Origin of the sequence: Pseudomonas sp. Fl5BN2, from assembly GCF_009908205.1 — a bacterium.
In the GTDB taxonomy this organism is placed as follows: Bacteria; Pseudomonadota; Gammaproteobacteria; order Pseudomonadales; family Pseudomonadaceae; genus Aquipseudomonas.
In genome coordinates, this window is sequence record NZ_JAAARL010000014.1 from 1 (window position 1) to 19,003 (window position 19,003).

General features: G+C 62.7%; 16 protein-coding genes and 1 pseudogene. 11 read left to right on the forward strand and 6 right to left on the reverse strand.

The window, feature by feature from the left end; all coding sequences use genetic code 11:
* Positions 1-64 precede the first annotated feature (64 nt).
* Both GV819_RS19795 and GV819_RS19800 read right to left on the reverse strand, forming a co-directional pair.
* Positions 65-1,153, reverse strand: coding sequence for a polyamine ABC transporter substrate-binding protein (locus GV819_RS19795; RefSeq protein ID WP_161757741.1), 1,089 nt, complete (start codon positions 1,151-1,153; stop codon positions 65-67).
* Positions 1,154-1,205: 52 nt separating this feature from the next.
* Positions 1,206-2,507, reverse strand: a complete 1,302-nt coding sequence (locus GV819_RS19800) for an NAD(P)/FAD-dependent oxidoreductase (protein ID WP_161757742.1) — start codon at positions 2,505-2,507, stop codon at positions 1,206-1,208.
* A 136-nt stretch (positions 2,508-2,643) separates the two neighbouring features.
* On the opposite strand from GV819_RS19800, the gene GV819_RS19805 reads away from it, so the two are divergent.
* The 3 genes from GV819_RS19805 (at position 2,644) to wecB (ending at position 5,993) form a co-directional block, all read left to right on the forward strand.
* Complete coding sequence (locus GV819_RS19805; protein WP_161757743.1) at positions 2,644-3,564, forward strand: LysR substrate-binding domain-containing protein; 921 nt, start codon at positions 2,644-2,646, stop codon at positions 3,562-3,564.
* 142 nt (positions 3,565-3,706) lie between these two features.
* Entirely contained in the window at positions 3,707-4,258 is a 552-nt protein-coding gene (locus GV819_RS19810; protein ID WP_161757744.1) for an AAA family ATPase, read from the forward strand.
* A gap of 526 nt (positions 4,259-4,784) precedes the next feature.
* Entirely contained in the window at positions 4,785-5,993 is a 1,209-nt protein-coding gene (wecB, locus tag GV819_RS19815; protein ID WP_161757745.1) for a non-hydrolyzing UDP-N-acetylglucosamine 2-epimerase, read from the forward strand.
* Positions 5,994-6,103: 110 nt separating this feature from the next.
* On the opposite strand, the gene GV819_RS19820 is transcribed toward wecB, so the two are convergent.
* The 3 genes from GV819_RS19820 to GV819_RS19830 form a co-directional block, all read right to left on the reverse strand.
* Positions 6,104-7,666 carry a TerC family protein gene (locus GV819_RS19820; RefSeq protein WP_161757746.1) on the reverse strand — a complete coding sequence of 521 codons (1,563 nt, stop codon included), beginning with the start codon at positions 7,664-7,666 and terminating at the stop codon, positions 6,104-6,106.
* A 425-nt stretch (positions 7,667-8,091) separates the two neighbouring features.
* Positions 8,092-8,469 (reverse strand): VOC family protein, encoded by a 378-nt coding sequence (locus GV819_RS19825; RefSeq protein WP_161757747.1) that lies wholly within the window; start codon positions 8,467-8,469, stop codon positions 8,092-8,094.
* 76 nt (positions 8,470-8,545) lie between these two features.
* Positions 8,546-9,427 (reverse strand): LysR family transcriptional regulator, encoded by an 882-nt coding sequence (locus GV819_RS19830; RefSeq protein ID WP_178125074.1) that lies wholly within the window; start codon positions 9,425-9,427, stop codon positions 8,546-8,548.
* A gap of 104 nt (positions 9,428-9,531) precedes the next feature.
* Here GV819_RS19830 and GV819_RS19835 point away from each other — a divergent pair, with 104 nt between their 5' ends.
* The 5 genes and pseudogenes from GV819_RS19835 to GV819_RS33030 form a co-directional block, all read left to right on the forward strand.
* Positions 9,532-10,029: a GlcG/HbpS family heme-binding protein gene (locus tag GV819_RS19835; protein ID WP_161757749.1), complete on the forward strand. Its 498-nt coding sequence runs from the start codon at positions 9,532-9,534 to the stop codon at positions 10,027-10,029.
* A complete protein-coding gene (locus tag GV819_RS19840) occupies positions 10,026-11,567 on the forward strand; it encodes an MFS transporter (RefSeq protein ID WP_161757750.1) in 1,542 nt (513 codons plus the stop codon). Before GV819_RS19835 ends, GV819_RS19840 begins: the two co-directional genes overlap by 4 nt.
* A gap of 182 nt (positions 11,568-11,749) precedes the next feature.
* Positions 11,750-12,325: a GrpB family protein gene (locus GV819_RS19845; protein WP_218579767.1), complete on the forward strand. Its 576-nt coding sequence runs from the start codon at positions 11,750-11,752 to the stop codon at positions 12,323-12,325.
* Positions 12,318-13,418 carry an NAD(P)/FAD-dependent oxidoreductase gene (locus tag GV819_RS19850; protein ID WP_161757894.1) on the forward strand — a complete coding sequence of 367 codons (1,101 nt, stop codon included), beginning with the start codon at positions 12,318-12,320 and terminating at the stop codon, positions 13,416-13,418. The genes GV819_RS19845 and GV819_RS19850 overlap by 8 nt, the downstream gene beginning before the upstream one ends.
* 141 nt (positions 13,419-13,559) lie before the next feature.
* A pseudogene (locus GV819_RS33030) lies at positions 13,560-13,803 on the forward strand (ubiquinone-dependent pyruvate dehydrogenase); the annotation flags it as partial.
* A 227-nt stretch (positions 13,804-14,030) separates the two neighbouring features.
* Here GV819_RS33030 and GV819_RS19860 read toward each other — a convergent pair.
* On the reverse strand, positions 14,031-15,992 hold the full coding sequence (locus tag GV819_RS19860; RefSeq protein WP_161757751.1) for an amidohydrolase: 1,962 nt from the start codon (positions 15,990-15,992) through the stop codon (positions 14,031-14,033).
* Positions 15,993-16,154: 162 nt separating this feature from the next.
* Here GV819_RS19860 and GV819_RS19865 point away from each other — a divergent pair, with 162 nt between their 5' ends.
* The 3 genes from GV819_RS19865 (at position 16,155) to GV819_RS19875 (ending at position 18,883) form a co-directional block, all read left to right on the forward strand.
* A complete protein-coding gene (locus tag GV819_RS19865; protein WP_218579768.1) occupies positions 16,155-16,781 on the forward strand; it encodes a TetR/AcrR family transcriptional regulator in 627 nt (208 codons plus the stop codon).
* A 337-nt stretch (positions 16,782-17,118) separates the two neighbouring features.
* On the forward strand, positions 17,119-18,156 hold the full coding sequence (locus GV819_RS19870; RefSeq protein ID WP_161757752.1) for an ABC transporter substrate-binding protein: 1,038 nt from the start codon (positions 17,119-17,121) through the stop codon (positions 18,154-18,156).
* Between the two features lie 277 nt (positions 18,157-18,433).
* Positions 18,434-18,883 (forward strand): PTS sugar transporter subunit IIA, encoded by a 450-nt coding sequence (locus GV819_RS19875; RefSeq protein WP_161757753.1) that lies wholly within the window; start codon positions 18,434-18,436, stop codon positions 18,881-18,883.
* The last annotated feature ends 120 nt before the right edge of the window (positions 18,884-19,003 follow it).

A 19,003-nucleotide genomic window follows, 5' to 3' on the forward strand; every position in this document is an offset into this window, starting at 1 on the left:
ACCCCGGCCCCCACCACCAGCGCGTGGCCTCGCAGGCCCTGGTTCGCAAGCATGCGTTGCGTCCTCACGTACCGCTGGTGATCCGGGTCCACAAGCGAGTGCTCAGGCGCATCCCGGCCGAAGTCATGGTCTTGATCGGGAACAGGGTATCGAGCACCGATTGCGGTGGGTAGGCTGCCGAGTTGTTACGCAATTGTGGCTCGATGTAAGGCAAGGATGCCGAGTTGCCGTTGGCGTACTGCACGAAGTTGCTGATGTTGGCGATCACCTTCGGGTCCAGCAGGTAGTTCATGTAGGCGTAGGCGTTTTCCAGGTGCGGGGCATTCTTGGGAATCACCACCATGTCCATGGCCACGGTGGAGCCTTCCTTGGGAATGCTGTAGCCGATGTTCACGCCGTTGTTGGCCTGATGCGCGGTGGCCATGGCCTGCAGCACGTCGCCGCTGAAACCCACAGCCACGCAGATGTTGCCGTTGGCCAGGTCACTGACGTACTTGGCCTGGTGAAAGTAGAGGATCGAAGGACGGATCGCTCGCAGCGCTTCTTCAGCCTTCTTCAGATCCGCCGGCTGCTCGCTGTGCGGGTCCAGACCCAGGGCGTTGAGGGTGATGGGCACCATCTGCGTCGGGTTGTCGAGGAAGGCCACGCCGCACTGCTTGAGCTTCTGGATATTCTCCGGCTTGAACAGCATCTGCCAGGACTGAGTGACGTCGGTGTTACCGAAGATCGCCTTGATCTTGTCGACGTTGTAGCCGATGCCCACGGTCACCCACATATAGGGAATGCCGTACTGGTTGCCCGGATCGCTGGTTTCCAGGAGTTTCATCAGTTTGGGATCGAGGTTGTTCCAGTTGGGCAGCTTGCTCTTGTCCAGGGGCTGGATCGCCCCGGCCTGGATCAAGCGTGGCAGGAAGTGGTTGGACGGGCTGACCAGGTCATAGCCACTGCCGCCGGTCATCAACTTGGCCTCAGTGGTCTCGTTGCTGTCGATCACATCGTAGGTGGTCTGAATGCCGGTGCGCTTGGTGAACTCGGTCAGGGTGTCAGGAGCAATGTAGCCGCTCCAGTTGGCGATGCTCACGGTTTCAGCAGCCTGTACGCTTGCGGCGCACAAGGCCAGGGATAACAGTGCCGTAGTGGTGCGATTGATCATAATTGCCGCCCTCTGTGCTCTTATTATTGCGGCGATTTGTTCGCCGCGACGGTTAACGCTCGTGTCGCGCGCGCTGCACTTCCCAGCCCATGCGCAAGCTTGCTCCAATGTCGAAAAACGGTCGTGGCGGCAGGTAGCCGGGACGGGCCTGGGACAGCACGTCGCGCAGCAGCGGCGAGTCGCCACCACTGGCCATTTCCGCCAACAGCCGGCCCCACAGAGTGCCCCGGGCAACCCCGGAACCATTGCAGCCAGCCACCGTGTGCAGGCCCTCGGCAACCCGACTGAAATAGGGCTCGCCGGAGCGAGTGCCGCTCAGGTGCCCGGTCCAGGTGTATTGCAGATCGGCATCGGTGATCCCGGGGAAACGCTTTTGCAGGCCCCGCACATGCTCTTGCCGACGCACGGCCAGATCTGCCGGCCCCAGGTCGCGCTGGCGGTATTCGACGGTATTGCGCATCAGCAGGCGGCGCCCCGGCAGCAGACGCACGGTGGCAGCTCCCGGCAGTGTGGAAAGCACGCCCCAGCCCTGCTCGTCCAGCAGGCGCTGCCAGGGTTCCTCATGCAATGGCCGGGTGATGCTGGCGCTCAGTTCCAGGGGGAAGGTGCCGCTGTGCTTGACACCGACCCGGGGCAGGAAGGCACCGACACAAGCCAGCACCTGAGTCGCCTTGATCTCGCCCTCCCGGGTCCGTGCCCGCCAGCCATCACCAGGCACCGACCGCAGATCGTCCACCGGGCTGTTCTCGTAGACCTCTACCCGCTCGGGCAAGCCTTGCAGCAGGCCCTTGACGTACTTGGCCGGCTGCAGCAAGGCGTTGCCACCGGCACAGTGAATCGCTCGTTGATAGAATGAGCTGCCCAGGCGCTGCTGCAGGGCCGGGCCTTCCAGGTACTGGGCCTGGGCCCCCACGGCGTTCAAGGTCGCGACCCGTGCGGCACTGTCTTGCAAGTGCTGGGGCTGATGCACGGCGAAGTGGTAGCCGGCATCATTGAACTCGCACTCGATGGCCAGTTCGGCAATACACTCGCGCACTTCCTCGCCGGCGGCGAAACCCACCCGTGAGGCGACCTGATAGGCCGGGTAGCCAGAGCGGCCGATCAGCTCATCGGCGCCTGGCAGTTCATGGCTGACCACAAACCCCGAATTGCGCGCCGAAGCGCCCTGGGCCGCGCGCTGGCGGTCCAGCAGGACAATGCGCTGCTGAGGATACATCCGCGCCAGGGCGCGGGCTGCCGAGAGGCCGGTAATGCCACCGCCGATGATCAGCCAGTCGGTGTTCTGCGTGCCTTTGAGTGTCGGCCGCTGAGGGGCTTCCCCCGCCAGGGCGATCCAGCCACATACGTTGTTCAAAGCCTTCTACTCCTTCACAATCCATGCGCCGGGAGCATTCAACAGGGAATCCAGGCCGGCGCCACAGGCCTACAATCTATGGCGGCTAACGCTGGATTTCGAACGTTATTAATTCATCGAACTATTCGGAAAACGCATGGATAAGCTACTTCGACTGCCTTCGCTGCAGGCCCTGCAAACCCTGGTCAATGTGGCCCAGACCCACAGCTTCACCGAGTCCGCCGCGCGCCTGCACCTGACCCAGAGCGCGGTGAGCCGGCAGATCCAGCAACTGGAAGAACATTACGGGGTCAGTTTGTTCGAACGCAGCAGTCGCCGGGTGTCGCTGACCGATCAGGGGCGCGACGTCTGCACCGTGGCCACGCAGATCCTCAGGTCCCTGGGAGCACTGCAGGAACGCCTGGCTCCCGCGCCCCTGGACCAGCCCTTTCGCATCCGCATCTTCGTGTCCCTGGCAGTGCGTTGGCTGCTGCCAAGGCTCAGTGGCTTCTATGCCGCCAACCCCGGACTGTGCCTGTCGATCGAGACCGTGGGCGGCGCCACCGTGGACCCCGGCGGCGATTGCGATGCCTACGTGCTGTACCTGCCAGAAGGGCTGGATGAGCGGCCACTGACGCTGCTGTTCGACGAGTACCTGGTGCCGGTGTGTGCACCACAACTCAGTGATGGGCAGGCACCCCCGCGCTCCCTGGAAGAACTGGCCGGACATGCCTTGATTCACGGCTCCACCAGCCGCCAGGAATGGACCGCCTGGCTGCTGGCCCAGAACGACCAGACGCCCCACAGCTACAAGCACATCCTGTTCAACCTCGATGACCTGGCCCTGGACGCCGCAGCCCGCGGGCTGGGAGTGGCAATGACCGACCTGATCCTGGCCCAGGACTCCATCGCCCGTGGCAGCCTGCTGATCCCCTTCGGCGAGGCGCTGAAAACCGGCGGCGTCTATGCGCTGTGGCTGCGCGACAGCGGTGCGGCGCACCCGGCCTGCGAGACGGTGTTGAACTGGTTCCAGGCCCAGGCTGCCGAGCGCGACTTGCCTTCAACGGGCAATGCCTGAGCATTCTCGGCGGCCCCAGGCGGATTTTGCTGTGGCCAGGCAGTGGACTGTGGCAAGGTCGCTGGCCAGCAAAGGCAACCAGGTGTTGTCCGCAGTGACATGCATCATCGCCCGCGCGCGTTCAGCCCAGGAGGACACTGCATTGAATCAACGGTTCTATCTGACCGGCGCCTCGGGCGCCGGCGTCAGCACGCTGGGCATGGCCCTGGCCCGTCACCTGCAATTGCCCCATGTCGACGTCGATGACCATTACTGGTATCCCAGCGATCCACCCTTCCAGCGGGCGCGGGCGCCGGAACAGCGGCTGATGTTGCTCAAGGATGCCCTGGGTCAGGCGCCGTGGGTGATATCCGGATCCATGGACGATTGGGGCCAAGAGATCATCGCCCAGGCTGACTGGATAGTGTTTGTCGACACCCCGACGGCGCTGCGCCTGCAGCGCATCCGCGCTCGGGAACAACAACGCTTTGGCGCGCGCATTCTTCCCGGGGGCGATATGCACGCCCAGCACCTGGCCTTCCTTGAATGGGCGGCGGCCTATGACAGCGGAACCCGCGCCGGGCGCAGCCGCCCGCGACACAGCGCCTGGCTGAGGCAACTGACTCAGCCCTGGAAGCACCTCGACGGCGGTAGATCGGTGGAGCAACTGCTAGAGGAAATACAGCTGATCACGGCCAAGGACAGGCCGCGCTGAGACACTGCTGAGCAAGCCCCGGAGAGACTCGAGCGGCCAGTGGCATTCAACTGAAAGCAGCCGTCATCGCCCAGGCAAAACACGCCAGCACAAAGGCCATTCCCATCACGTACACCGCTAAAGCACGACCCACAGAAATACTCCACGAAGCAGACAGTCGACAATCAGCCGCCCCTTCGGGGCGAGCGACGGCATGCATTTTAACAGCCCGCGACATCATTTTGACACAATGAGCCACTACGGATTTTTCCGCTCCCGACAAACGGCAATTTCGTCAATTTTGTGACGCCCCTCTCACTATTATCCGAGAAGCCAGGCCGCCGACGCACAAACATGACCTTGCATTTCCCCTGGAGCTTTCCGCCGCCTCCTGGAGCCTCGCCAGCGGCTAGGTACCCGCCTCCTCCCTTTTTCCCGCACCACATGCTTGAACGAGATCAGAAGCGCTTCTCCGGGTTGGACAAGAGTGACTCTCGCTGCTTTATTCAGCATCAGGTTCAGTTGCATTACACCCAAGGAGGGGGATATGCCTTTCAAAATCATGATGGTTTTCGGTACGCGTCCTGAGGCTATCAAGATGGCACCGCTGGCTCGGATTCTGCGTCAGTGGCCAGGCCTGGAACTGCACATCTGCTCCACCGGCCAGCACCGTGAAATGCTCAAACAGGTGCTCGACTCCTTCGAGCTGCAGGTCGATGAGGACCTGCAAGTCATGACCCAGGGCCAGTCCCTAAACGGTCTCTCGCAACAGTTGCTGCTGCGCCTCGATAGCGCCTACGAGCGACTGCAACCAGACATCGTACTGGTGCACGGCGACACCACTAGCAGCTCCATCGCCGCTCTCGCTGCGTTCAATCGGCAACTGCCCATCGGCCACGTAGAAGCCGGCTTGCGCACCGGCAACCTCAAGACGCCCTGGCCCGAAGAGGCCAATCGAAGGCTGACCGGAGTCATCGCCGACCTGCACTTCGCCCCCACCGTCAAGGCCAAGGCCAACCTGCTGCGGGAGAATGTGCCGAACGAAAACATCGAAGTCACCGGTAATACGGTGATCGACGCACTGCTGTGGATGCGAACTCACCAGGAAAAAGTCCATTGGCACCCCGCCGCCGATTCCCCCCTGACGGCGCTGGCCGACAACCGGCGCATGGTGCTGGTTACCGGCCACCGCCGGGAGAACTTCGGCAACGGTTTCCGCGACATCTGCGAGGCTCTGGCGACCCTGGCCCTGCGCTACCCGGACGTGCAGTTCGTGTACCCGGTGCACCTCAATCCCCAGGTGCAGAATGCGATCTACGGCCTGCTCTCGGATACGCCCAACATCTACCTGGTGGAGCCCCAGGACTATCAGCACTTTGTCTGGCTGATGGGGCGCTCGCACTTCATTCTCAGCGACTCCGGCGGCATCCAGGAAGAAGCTCCTGCGCTTGGCAAGCCCCTGCTGGTGCTGCGCGACGTTACCGAACGGCCGTCAGCGCTGGAAGGCGGCACCGTGCTACTGGTGGGCACCGATCGCGAACGTATCGTGCATCACGCCAGCCAACTGCTGGACGATGCCGACTTCCATGCCCGCATGAGCCGCGTGCACAGGCCCTACGGCGACGGTCACGCCAGCGAACGCATCGCCCGCCGTCTGAGCACCTGGCTGGAGGCTAGAGCCGCAAGTGCCCAGGCCATGAGTCACGGCAAGGATCACAACCCCGTCCACGAAGCCTTGCCGACGGAAACAGCCTGAACCTCGGCATCGCTTCACCGGCCAGCCGGCGGCTACGGATCGTGACGCCAACCCTTTTGGAATAGGCGCCGGCTTGCCAGCGAAGAAACCCGCACCACCTCTTTCACCTGTCAGGCAACTGCCTGCCGGGACAACAGCACCTGGGTCACCCGCCGCTCCTCCACCGCCATGACCTGAATGTTCCAGCCGTCCCACTGCAGGCAATCGCCCTTCACCGGCAAGCGATCCAACAGACTCATCACCAGCCCGGCCAGGGTCTGGTAGTCCTCGGTGGGGGCGGCATTGAAGCCGGTACGCTGAGCCACCTGAGGCAGGTTCAAACCACCGTTGACCAGGAATCCATCCTCCTGTTCCACCACATCCGGCCCTTCGACCTCACTGGCATCGGGCAGCTCACCAGCAATCGACTCGAGAATATCGGTCATGGTCAAAATGCCCATGAAGTCGCCGAATTCGTTGATCACGAAGGCAATATGAGTCGAAGCCTTGCGCATCTGTTCCAGGGCATTGAGGATCGAAAAGCTGTCCAGCAGGTTGATGGTTCTGCGCGCCAGATGCGCCAGGTTCGGCTCGTTGCCGGCCAGGTACTCCTTGAGCAGTTCCTTCTTGTGCACGAAGCCCAGGGGCTCATCCACCGCACCATTGCGAATCAACGGCAGGCGTGAGTAGGACGAGTGCATCAGCTTGGTCCGAATCGTCTCCGGGCTGTCCGCAAGGTCAATGCAGTCAACCTCCGCCCGCACGGTCATCAGCCTGCGGATCGGCCGCTCCGCCAGCTGCAATACACCGCTGATCATCACCCGCTCGCGACGGTCGAACAGTTCGTTGCTGTTGGCCTCATCACCTTCCAGCAGATCGGCGATTTCCTCACCCACCTCCTCCGCCGCCAGCTTGCGCCCACCCAGCAGGCGCATCACCGCATACGCGGTGCGCTCACGCATGGGCCGCAGACCCTGCATCGACTTCTTGCGCCGGGCCCGGGCGACCTGGTTGAACAGCTCGATGAGGATCGAGAAGCCGATGGCCGCATACAGGTAACCCTTGGGAATGTGGAAACCCAGGCCTTCGGCGGTCAGGCTGAAACCGATCATCATCAAGAAGCCCAGGCACAGCATGATCACCGTCGGGTGTTCGTTGACGAAGCGGGTCAGCGGCTTGCTGGCGACAATCATCACGCCGATGGACACCACCACCGCGATCATCATCACCGCCAAGTGCTCGACCATGCCCACGGCGGTGATCACCGCATCCAGGGAGAACACCGCATCAAGCACCACGATCTGCGCGACGATCGGCCAGAACAGCGCGTAAGTGGCACTGCCGGCTCGCACACTGACATGACCTTCCAGGCGCTCATGCAATTCCATGGTGGCCTTGAACAACAGGAACACACCACCGAACAGCATGATCAGGTCACGGCCCGAGAAGCTGTGTTCGAACACCTCGAACAGCGGCTGGGTCAGGGTCACCATCCACGAGATGCTGGCCAGCAGGCCCAGGCGCATCAGCAGCGCCAGGGACAGGCCGATCAGCCGCGCGCGGTCACGCTGCTCGGGCGGCAGCTTGTCCGCGAGGATGGCGATAAACACCAGGTTGTCGATGCCCAGCACCAGCTCCAGGACAATCAGGGTCAAAAGGCCAAGCCAGGCCGTGGGGTCTGCGATCCATTCCATAACGACGACTCAAATACTCCGGGAATTCAAACGGCCAGGCGCGACAAAGCGCCGAGGTGCAGGGACTGCGAAACCTTGGGTTCGGGCGGGCAACAAGGACAGGACGTGGCAAATGCCAGGAAGGAACGACCGGGGGAATGGCTGACTGAGCGTCTGCGTCTCAGAGCGGCCGGATAGCGCGAGAAGTCATGGAAGAAAGCACAAGGAGAGCGCCAACTGGGAGGCTCCGAAAGAGTGTTCATGCAAGTCCTGAGAGAAAAAACGGACTTGGAGATTACAGGGGCCCGAGCCTGATTCCCCAGCGGGAAATCATTACAAAAGTTTATCCAGCCCGTTCCGGCAGCCGCTACCGCGGGCTGCGACAGGCCGGGATCGTGCCCGACACAAAGAGTCTTCAGCGCCCGCAGGAGCGCCGCGAGCAGGCACTACAACTGCTCGGAAATCTCGATCAGGTTGAGGTCCGGGTCTCGCAGGTACACCGAGCGGATCGGGCCGGTGGCCCCGGTGCGTGGCACCGGACCTTCGATGATCGGCCAGTTGGCCCGCCGCAGATGGGCAATCACCTGCTCCAGGGGCACGCTGGCGATAAAGCACAAATCCAGTGCCCCCGGCACCGGCAGGTGCGCCTTGGGCTCGAATTCCCGGCCACGCACATGCAGGTTGATTTTTTGCTGGCCGTACTTGAAAGCCTTGCGCCCGCCGGCAAAAGTTTCCAGTTGCATGCCCAACACGCGGACGTAGAAATCCTCGGCGGCTGCAGGGTCGATGGTGGTCAGTACCAGGTGGTCAAGGTGATCGATCATCAAGCACACAACTCCTGAAGGCAGAGGAACGACCCGCGGATTATGCGCGCCGAGGGTGATGCTTGAATACGCTGACTCAGGCCGGGCGCCGATACTCGCGCCGGACCTGTTCGATGTAGCGCACCACCGCCGGAGCCTGCTCGAAGCGCCGATGAATCAACGACAACCAGGACGTCGCCGAACTGCCACCGATGGTTCGGTACAACACATTGGGCAAGCTGAGATGTCCCACCACCGACTCCGGCACCACCGCCACGCCCTGCCCCAGTGACACCAGGGCCAGCACCGCCACCAGGCCACCGGGCTGGGCGCCGAGCTTGGGCGCGTAGGCGCCCTGGGCGGCCACCTGCAAGGTGCCGCTGATCTGCTCCGGGAGGATGAAGGTTTCATCGAGCAGGTGCTCGGAGGCGATCTGCGGCAGGCGGCACAGCCAGGATTCGGCGGACAACGCCAGGACAAAGCCCTCGGCATCCAGGCGAATGGCCTCGACCCCTTCCGGCAGGGTCATGGGCGAGCGGATGTAGCCGACGTCGAGGCGGCCATCGGCAATCCGCGCCGGCAAGGTTGCCATCGGGCATTCCCGCACATTCAGGCTGACGTCCGGGCAGTCGCGACTGAAACCCTGTACCTGCTTCTGCAGCAACCCCGAGTACACCGCCGAGGCCACGTAGCCCAGTTCGATATGGCCAATCTCGCCGCGCCCGGCCCGTTGCGCATTGCGCTGGGCGAACTCGAACTGACGCACCGTGGCTTCGGCCTCCAGCAGCAATGCGGCACCGGCCTCGGTGAGGCTGACCTCGCGCTGCTGACGGATGAACAGCCGGGTTCCCAAGGTCTTTTCCATGTCCTGGATCTGCCGGCTCAAGGTCGGCGGGGCGATGCCCAACTGCTCGGCGGCACGGGTGAAATTGCGCTGCCGGGCCACCGCCAGGAAGTAGCGAAAGTGCCGAATTTCCATAAATTTCATGAGCTCAAAGGTAATGAACTGGCCGCCAGCGGCTAACAAAGACCGCAATAGGCCGCGATAAGCTGAACAGACATTCACAGTAAAGAGCCTCAGCCATGTGCGTCAAACCCCTGTTTCTGGCAATAATCACCTGCTTCGGCCTGCAGACCGCCGTAGCCGGGGAAACCCGGCCTGACATTGCCCACAAGGCAATCCTCACCCTGGACAGTGCTCAGAACCTGCTCAAGGCCGCCCAGGAAACCGCCCACGCCAAAGGCTGGCCCTGCGCCGTGGTGATCGTCGACGACGGCGGCTGGCCGATTCTCGGCGCCCGCATGGACGGCGCTCCGGTGGTGGCCGGGATTGAGTTGGCCCAGGGCAAGGCTCGTACTTCAGCGCTGTTCAAGCGCCCCTCCGGTGACCTGGAAAATGCGGTCAATGGCGGTCGTCCAGCCGCCCTCAGCGCCGGCCTGCTGATGATGAAAGGTGCCCAGCCGATCGTTGTCGACGGCCAGGTGGTCGGCGCTATCGGGGTCAGCGCCGACACGCCGGCCCACGACGATGAAATCGCCCTGGCAGCGCTGTCCATCCTCAGTCGGCGGACCACGCCATGAGCCGGACCCTCAACCCGCGCCTGACCCTGTTGACCGCCTCCGGGGTCTGCTCGCTGATTGTCCTGGACACCAACATCGTCGCCGTGGCCTTGCCGAGCATCGCTCGCGACCTGGGGGCCAACTTCGCCGATATCGAGTGGGTCGTCAGTGCCTACATGCTGGCCTTCGCCGCGCTGCTGCTGCCGGCGGGCAGCCTGGCCGACCGCTTCGGGCGCAAGAAGACCCTGCTCTGCGGGCTCGTGCTGTTCATCCTCGCGTCCCTGGGTTGCGGCGCGGCACCCAATGCCCTGTTGCTGGACGCCGCCCGGGCACTCAAGGGCGTGGGCGCGGCGCTGCTGCTGACCTCGGCGCTGGCATCCATCGGCCATTGTTTTCATGACGAGGTGGAGCGGGCCAAGGCCTGGGCGTTCTGGGGTGCCTGCATGGGCATGGCGATGACCGCCGCGCCCACCGTCGGCGGGCTGATCACCGAGTTCTTTGGCTGGCGCTGGATCTTCTACTTCAACCTGCCGGTGGGCCTGTTGTTGCTGTGGAGCGTGTTGCGCAACGTGCCGGAGTCCCGCGATACCCAGGCTGCGCGCCTGGACCCCTGGGGCAGCCTGGCCTTCAGTGCCAGCCTGCTGTGCCTGATCTGGGGCCTGATCGAAGCCAACCGCATCGGCTGGAGTCACCCGGCGACCACCACCCGGCTGCTGGCGGGAGTCGCGCTCCTGGGGCTGTTCGTGCTGATCGAACGGCTGCAGCGCCGCCCCATGGTCGACCTGCAACTGTTCCGCCATCCGCGCTTCATTGGCGCTCTGCTGGGCATGTTCGCCTACGCCGGCTGCGCCCAAGTGATGATGACCCTGCTGCCCTTCTACCTGCAGAACGGCCTGGGCTTCTCGGCGATTGCCTCGGGCCTGGGCATGCTGCCCTTTGCCCTGACCATGCTCATCTGCCCTCGGATCGGCGCGCGCCTGGCCAGCCGTTATGCACCGGCCACGCTGATGGCTGCCGGGCTGACCCTGGTGGGTTGCGGCAACCTGCTCAGTGCCTGGGCGGTGCATGCCGGCGGCTACCTGAACTTCGCCCTGGCGATTGCCGTGACCGGCGCCGGCGCCGGCCTGCTCAACGGCGACACGCAGAAAAACATCATGGCCTGCGTGCCCCGGGAGCGCACCGGCATGGCCTCGGGCATGAGCACCACCATGCGTTTCAGCGCCATCATGCTGGCCATCGGGGTGTTCGGTGCGCTGCTGGCCAGCCATACCCAGCAATTGTTGCAGGGCAGCCTGAGCCGTGTGCCCGGACCTTGGCTGGCACAAGCGCCGGAGATTACTTCACGGGTGGTGGCCGGGGACATGCAAGGCGCCCTGGCAGGCCTGCCGCAAGCTGCTCGCCTGCTGGTCGAACCCCTGGCCCAACAGGCCTTTGTCGGGGGCTTCGGCCTGGTGCTGGCGGTGGCCGGAATCCTCGCATTGCTGGGGGCGCTGGTGGTCGGTCGGCTGATGCGCAATCCCCTGCCCCAGGCGGCGGGGTTGGCCTTGAAGCTGGAGTAGTGCACGCCAGGCCTGTGCCGAGCCAAGATCAGCCAGGGCTCGGCCGCGGCGGCAAACAGCTTGCGCCGCGGCGGCCGGTTTGCAATTTCATAACAGACGCGCAATAGCGCGAACAAAAAGGGCCGGTTAAGGTGCGCCCTGCAAGGCCTCGCCCTCCACCCGCGACAGGAGCCGCACCGACCATGGACAGCAAAAAGCCTGCCCTCGACCCACTGCCGACACCGATCAAGGTCGAGTTGCTGCCCCACGATCCGCAGTGGGCGGTGCACGCCAGTGAGGTGGCCGAGACGTTGCAGGCAGCCCTGGGCGCGACTCTGCTGAAGGTGCACCACATCGGCTCCACCGCGCTCCCGGGGATCGTCGCCAAACCCGTACTGGACCTGATTCCGGAGGTCACTTCGTTGACGCAACTGGATGCCCGACAAGCGCTGCTGGAGGCTCTGGGGTATATCTGGCACGGTGAACGGGGCCTACCCGGGCGACGCTATTGCAGCAAGGACGACCCTGTCAGCGGACGCCGTCTGGTGCAACTGCATTGCTATGCCCAGGGCTCACCGGAGATCGAGCGACATCTGGCTTTTCGCAATTATCTGCGTCGACATCCAGACCTCGCCCGAGCCTATGAACAGGAAAAAATCCGCTGCCAGGCCCTGCACCCCCACGACTCGCATGCCTACAGCGACTGCAAGGATGCCTGGATCAAGCGAGTCCAAGCCCAGGCACTGCGGAACCCCGCGATACGCCGACTGACTGAATGACGAGGTGAAGGTGAAACAATTGAGCGTGATCGTGGTGGGCGCTGGCATTGTCGGCGCGTCCATCGCCTACCACCTGGCCCGCCAGGGAGCACAGGTGACCGTGGTGGAACAAGCCACGCCCGGCTCCGGGGTCACCGGCCATTCATTTGCCTGGATCAATCCACTCGGCGATTTCCCCGTCGCGGCTCGGGCATTGCGCTCCCAGGCACTGGTGGACTACCAGCGCCTGCAGCAGGAGTTGCCGGGGCTGAAGATCAACTGGTCCGGGGCGCTCTGCTACACCGACGCCGTCCTGGACTCGAAACACGCCAATGACCGAGGAACCGATCCGTCCGTCAACTGGATCGACCGGCAGCAGATCGGCCAGCTGGAACCCCATCTGCAAGTGCTGCCGGAACGGGCCCGGTACGCTCCCGGCGAAGGCAGCCTGGACCCGATTGCCACCACCCAGACCTTGCTCGAAGGGGCCCGTGCCCACGGCGCCCGCGTGCTCACCCAGAACCCTGTGCTGGGGTTGCAGGTCGATGGCAAGCGGCTGGTCGGTGTCGAGACGGCCTTGGGATCTTACCAAGCTGACTGCATGGTCCTGGCGGCCGGCTGCGGGACGCCAAGCCTGCTGCAGCCGCTGGGAATCAAGCTGCCGGTGTCGGCTTCGCCATCGATCCTGATTCGCTTCGATGCCCCGCCGGGCCTGGTCAAGACCCTGATCTCCAACAACCAACTGGAAATTCGCGCAACGGCGGACGGTGGCCTGCTGGTAGCGGAAGACTACATCGATGCCAGCGGCCCTCAAGGGCCGGACGCCATCGCCCAACAAGCCATGGCCACCCTCCGCCAGTCATTCCGGGGTGCCGAGGGGATCGTCTTGCGCAGCGTGGAGGTCGGCCAACGCCCGATGCCCCAGGACCAGTTGCCGATCATTGGCTTGAGCGACCAGTACCAAGGCCTGTATCTGGCGGTGATGCATGCCGGAGTGACCCTGGCCGCCACGGTCGGGCGTTTGATCAGCCAGGAGCTTGTGCAAGACCAACCCTGCGCCGAACTCTCGCCGTGCCGGCCGGCGCGGTTCAACAGCGACCACCGCCCCTTGTAGCCAACGCGCGAGCGGCGATCAGGAACATCGACGCCAGTGTTGTCGTCACCGCAACCATGCGCCAGTGCTGGCCATCGCCGCGCAAATCCCCTCCTCGAAAATCGGCCTCAACTCCTTGCTTCGCGGGGGTTCCTCGTCATGGGCATTCTCGGCCTGCGGGTGGAGAACTCCGAAGAACTGGAAGGCGCTCTGCGCACAGCACTGGCCCACGACGGCCCAGTGCTGGTGGACGTGGTCACGGCCAAACAGGAACTGGCCATGCCGCCGGCGATCAAGCTGGAACAGGCCAAGGGATTTCAGCCTGTACATGCTCAAGGCGGTGATTAGCGGGCGGGGTGACGAGGTGATCGAGCTGGCCAAGACCAACGGGGTGAAGGGTGGGTGATTGAGCCGCCAAGGCAACAAGGCGCCCTGCGAAAACCGGGCCTTCGCAGGGTGCGGGGTCCCCCTCTCATCAGCCCCCACACTGGCTCAAGTGTGGGGGCTGATTTCACAGGCAAGGGTTTATTCCCCCGGGCACCAATGACCCCGATGCAATGGTCATGTACCCGAGTTGAAGCACATCCATCAGCGGCGCCTGAGCCGCGATGCAGGCAAAGAACCCGACTTTACTCACTCTCCTGCGAGGGTTGCCGGCTGGCTGTACACCGTTTTCCCACGGAACACGGTCTGCAGTACCTTGGTTTCAGCTATTTGCTCGGGTTTCCCCTGCTCAACCAGGTTGAACAGGTTGCGGTCGAGGACAATGAAGTCCGCCGACTTGCCCGGCTCGATCGAACCGATCAGCTTTTCCTGGCGCACCGCACGGGCTCCGTTGATGGTGTAGGCGTCGAGCATCTGCTCCAGCGTGGCCGACTGCTGCGGGTTGTAGGCCGGCTTGCCGGGAATCGCACGAGTGATGCCGGCGGCAATATTCATGAAAGGACGCGGGTCACGGGAGTCGACCGGTGCGTCACTGCCGGCAACCAGGACTGCGCCTGCCTTGTAGGTGCTTTCCACCGGGTAGATGGCGCTCCAGGTGTAACTGTTTTGGTTGTAGAGCACGTCGTCGATGGCCTGGCCCTTTTTGCTTTTCTCCAGGAACGGGGTGATCAGCACGTCATATTGGGGCTGCAGGTTGATCCAGGCGTAGGTGTAGGTGAGGTACACCCCAAGCTCGCCGAGGCGCCGTTGATCGTCCGGGTGAACCACTTGCAAGTGGGCAATGGTGTGCGGGATGTGGCTGTTGCCATTGCGCTGGCGAGCCGCTTCCAAGCCATCGATGGCGACACGCGTGGCGCGGTCGCCCACGCTGTGGATGTGGATGCTGAAGCCATTGGCATCGAGTGCGCTGGCGTAGTTCTTGAAGTCCTGCACCTTGTAATTGACGATGCCGTTCTTCTTCGAGTCGTCACTGTCCTTGATGACTGTGACGGCGCCGGTGTCTTCGTTCGGCTTGAGGTGGGGCGTCTGATAGTTGTGCAGCATGCCGGCGTTGGGAGAGAACGGTGGCTTGCTGAAGGGGTCGCCTTCGAGCACACCGTCGGCGAAGATTTTCACCGCATCCGCCTTGATCAGCGGGTTGTTGGCGAACGCGGCGCGGACTTCCTGGGCCTTTTTCAGGTGCCCGGCAATATCCACTTTGCCCTTGTAGTCATCGGAGATGAAGCAGGTGGCGGCCGTGACGTGCATGTTCAGCAAATTGCGCTGCTGCATCTTCACCAACTGCTCACGGATGAAGTCGTTGGTGCAGGCATCCTGAATGCTGGTGATGCCGCTTTGCGCCATTACTTGTGCGACTTTCGGCAGGATCGCGCCGTAGATGGCTTCGCCACGCGGATCGCCCACTTCCTGGGCAAACATGTCGAAGTTGCCGACCGGGATTTTTTCCTTGGCGGCATCGCGGACCACCCCGCTGTCGAGGCTGACGTAAGGCGCCAGCTCGGCGAACACACCGCCCTTGCCCAGGCTTTTGGCAGTGAAGCCCACGGTCTTGCCGTTATCGTCCTGGGCCATGCTCAAGGCTTTCGAGTTGTAGGCACTGGCATGGCCGTCTACGCCGGACAGGATGATCGGGTGACCGTCAGCGACCGCATCCAGCGCTTGGCGAATGGTCTTGTAGCGGTCGGTCGGTTCGTTGTTTTCATAGGGAACCCACTGCTCGATCTTCAGCCAGGAACCGGGTTCGCTGGCATAGCGAGGCAAGCACTCCTGCACTTTGCTGGCCAACTGATCGAGGTTCACACTCTTGCCCTCAAGGTCGCAGACATCCAGGGCGACCGTGCCCAGCACGTGGATATGGTTGTCGTGCAAGCCCGGCAAGACCATCTTGCCGCCCAGGTCGACCACCCGAAAACCCTGCTTGATGAAGCTTTCCGCGCCTTCCCGGTTACCGGTGTAGACGAACGTGTCATTAGCGACGGCGATGGCCTCGACCTTCCGGCGCAGGCCATCCTGGGTATAGATCTGGCCGTTGAGGTACACCGTGTTGTGGCTGTTGTCGACGCTTGGCGTTGGCGTCTGGCTGCAGCCGGTGATCCCGGCGAGCAAGGCGAAGGAGGAAAGCGCTAGATGTTGTTTTAGTTTTAATCGCATACATTCTCCGGATTTATTACAGTAATTACTGTAATTTCACGTTCTACCAGTCTTGCCCAAGGGCGTCAATCGGTGAGGTTTGACACTGCCGGGCCAGTCAATGTGAAATGCCCGCCAATCAACGATAAGGCTGAGCGCGTGATGATTTCGCAAGACTTGAGAATGCGCCGCGAGCCGCGCCAGCAACGCACATTGGCAATCATCCACAAGGTTGAACAAGCGACACTGGCGCTGCTCAAGGAAAGCGGGATCACCCTGCTGAACACCAATGCCATCGCCGAACGATCCGGCATCGACATCAAGTCGCTCTACCGGTTTTTCCCCAACAAGGAGGCGATTGTCTATCGCCTGGTCCAGCAGTGGCTGGAGGAAATCCGCAGTCGGGAAAAGGCGATTTACGAGAGCCAGCTGGACCTGATTGAAACCTGGAACGCGCTGGACGACATGATCGATGGACTCGAGCAGCAGTTTTCGGGTTATGGCGCGCTCTGGCAGGCGATGGATGTGATCCCGGCGTTGCACGGCCTGGAGCAGGAGCATGAGGCGATCCAGCTCGGCAACATGGTGGCGCTGCTGCGGACCCATGGCTGCCGCTGGCCGGAGAAGGAGTTGACCGAACTGGCCAGGTACCTCTATCGGACCTGGGATGTGGTCAAGCAAGGCAGCATCGAACAAGGCGAAGCCCGCGGCCTGATGTGGCGTACACACAAGAAGTGGCAACATCGACTGCTGTTGTCGGCAGTCAAGACCCAGGACTGCGCTGAGTTTGAACGTGAGCTTTCGGTTTAAACGACCACCAGGATCGAGCCTGCGTTTTTAACCGGGAGCCGGCGGCATTGAACGATGGCAAACAACCACGGTTGAACGTTCTACCGCTGCCGCAAGGGCATCGCCCGCCTGCATAGTTTAGTCCTGGGCAATCTAAGGATCATGACTGCCCGGTGTTCCAATCATTTCCCCCGTGCCATGTTTGCAGCCCGAGCAAGGGTCCTGGCTTCTGTTTTGACCCGAGCTCGGGTTGTGCAGCTTCGCGACAGTCGCCGATTGTCCTGACCAACGCAGACAGGGCGGTCCCGGCGTACCGGAATGTTTCGAAGACATCCTTGTAGCATCGGAGACAATAATAATGATCAGAACTCTGAAGTGTGCCGCCTTGGCCACAGGCTTGATGACCACCACCCTCGGGCTTGCAGCCGACCTCACCATTGTGTCCTTCGGCGGCGCCAACAAGGACGCTCAAGTGAAGGCGTTCTACCAGCCATGGCAACTGAGCAGCGGTGGCAAAATCATTGCTGGCGAGTACAACGGCGAAATGGCCAAGGTCAAGGCGATGGTCGATACCGGCAGCGTTTCCTGGGATGTGGTCGAGGTCGAGTCCGCCGAACTGGCCAGAGGGTGCGATGAGGGGATGTTCGAAACACTCGACCCCGTTCAACTCGGACTCAACAGCAAGGAGTTCGTGCCCGGTGCGATACAGCCCTGCGGCATTGGTTTTCTCGTCTACTCCACCGTGCTGGCCTACAACGCCAACAAGCTGCAACAAGCGCCCACCAGCTGGAAGGATTTCTGGGACGTGGAAAGATTCCCCGGCAAGCGTGGCCTGCGCAAACTGGCCAAGTCGACCCTGGAGTTCGCTCTGATCGCCGACGGTGTCGAGCCCCGCGATTTGTACTCGGTACTCGCCACCAAGGCGGGCCAGGACCGCGCCTTCGCCAAGCTGGATGAGATCAAGCCCCATGTTCAGTGGTGGGAGGCCGGCGCCCAACCGCCTCAATACCTGGCAGCCGGGGACGTGGTGATGACCTCGGTGTACAACGGCCGTCTCTCGGCTGAGCAACGCAAGAAATACGGCCTGGGCATCGTCTGGTCCGGTGGTCTCTACGAGTTCGACTCCTGGGCCATCCCGCGCGGCGCCTCGCAACAGGACCAGGCCCACAACTTCATCCGCTTCTCCGTCTTACCGGGACAGCAGAAACTTTTCTCCGAGCACATCGACTACGGCGCTGCCAACCTCGGGGCCATGGACCTGCTCGACCCGGCACGCATCGCCGAGCTGCCCACTGCACCGCAGAACCTCGCGCAACAAGTCGCGGTGGATGCCTTGTTCTGGGCCGACCATGGCGAGCAACTGGAGCAGCGCTTCAACGCCTGGGCGGCACGCTAGGCTAGCCAGCCCGGCGTCGAGCTGGCGCCGGGCTGCTGTCGAGCCACCGAGCATCGATTGAAAGAGCCAAACCCACCCGCGCCGGTCTTGGTGAGATCACTTGCCAGTCGTGGGTTTGGTTGGCACTTGCCGGCCTTGCTGTAGGTATGCCGGTGCACAGCGGCCTGTCTAAAGAGTTCGTAAAAACTGCCTGCTGATTGCTTCCCCGGCCCGGCAAATGCGCTTCAATGGTCCTTGAGACGAATCTGAAAGCACCCTGCCATTCCCGGAGCAGCCCATGAGCAAGCTTGCCCGCTACCTGCAAGTCGAAGACATCCTTCTCACCGTCAACGTCTCGAGCAAACAGCGCCTGTTCGAGCAGGTTGGCCAACATCTGCAAGAGACTCGACAACTGCCGGGCGACTGGGTGAGCGCCAGTCTGTGGCGCCGGGAACAGGCCGCCAGCACTGCCATCGGTGAAGGCGTGGCCCTGCCCCATGCGCGGCTTGCCGAGCTCGATAGAATCCACGCGCTGTACCTGCGACCGCAAACCGCCATGGCCTTTGGCGCCCCGGACCAGCAACCGGTCAGCGATATCCTGGTGCTACTGGTACCCGCCCCCGCCGACCAGCAACACCTGGAGCTGTTGGCAGACGCCGCCCGGCTGTTCTCCAACCCGCGCTTTCGCCAGGCACTGCTGCGCTGCAATGACGCACTGCAGGTCAAGCAGCTGTTTGATCACTGGTAGCTTGAGAATGAGGTATCGGCCCCGGGCATCGGTTTGCCGGGTGCGCCCGATCGAGTTGGATAGCTCCGACCCACCGATCTCTGCCTCGTGCAAGATTCCATCTATTGGCGATTAGCTAGC

Excerpts from the sequence above, each read along its gene's own strand:
- GV819_RS19820 (WP_161757746.1), bottom strand. The coding sequence starts at position 7,666 with ATGGAATGGATCGCAGACCCCACGGCCTGGCTTGGCCTTTTGACCCTG.
- wecB (WP_161757745.1), top strand. The coding sequence starts at position 4,785 with ATGCCTTTCAAAATCATGATGGTTTTCGGTACGCGTCCTGAGGCTATC.
- GV819_RS19860 (WP_161757751.1), bottom strand. The coding sequence starts at position 15,992 with ATGCGATTAAAACTAAAACAACATCTAGCGCTTTCCTCCTTCGCCTTG.
- GV819_RS19835 (WP_161757749.1), top strand. The coding sequence starts at position 9,532 with ATGTGCGTCAAACCCCTGTTTCTGGCAATAATCACCTGCTTCGGCCTG.
- GV819_RS19845 (WP_218579767.1), top strand. The coding sequence starts at position 11,750 with ATGGACAGCAAAAAGCCTGCCCTCGACCCACTGCCGACACCGATCAAG.
- GV819_RS19875 (WP_161757753.1), top strand. The coding sequence starts at position 18,434 with ATGAGCAAGCTTGCCCGCTACCTGCAAGTCGAAGACATCCTTCTCACC.
- GV819_RS19865 (WP_218579768.1), top strand. The coding sequence starts at position 16,155 with ATGCGCCGCGAGCCGCGCCAGCAACGCACATTGGCAATCATCCACAAG.
- GV819_RS19805 (WP_161757743.1), top strand. The coding sequence starts at position 2,644 with ATGGATAAGCTACTTCGACTGCCTTCGCTGCAGGCCCTGCAAACCCTG.
- GV819_RS19870 (WP_161757752.1), top strand. The coding sequence starts at position 17,119 with ATGATCAGAACTCTGAAGTGTGCCGCCTTGGCCACAGGCTTGATGACC.
- GV819_RS19830 (WP_178125074.1), bottom strand. The coding sequence starts at position 9,427 with ATGGAAATTCGGCACTTTCGCTACTTCCTGGCGGTGGCCCGGCAGCGC.
- GV819_RS19840 (WP_161757750.1), top strand. The coding sequence starts at position 10,026 with ATGAGCCGGACCCTCAACCCGCGCCTGACCCTGTTGACCGCCTCCGGG.
- GV819_RS19795 (WP_161757741.1), bottom strand. The coding sequence starts at position 1,153 with ATGATCAATCGCACCACTACGGCACTGTTATCCCTGGCCTTGTGCGCC.
- GV819_RS19825 (WP_161757747.1), bottom strand. The coding sequence starts at position 8,469 with ATGATCGATCACCTTGACCACCTGGTACTGACCACCATCGACCCTGCA.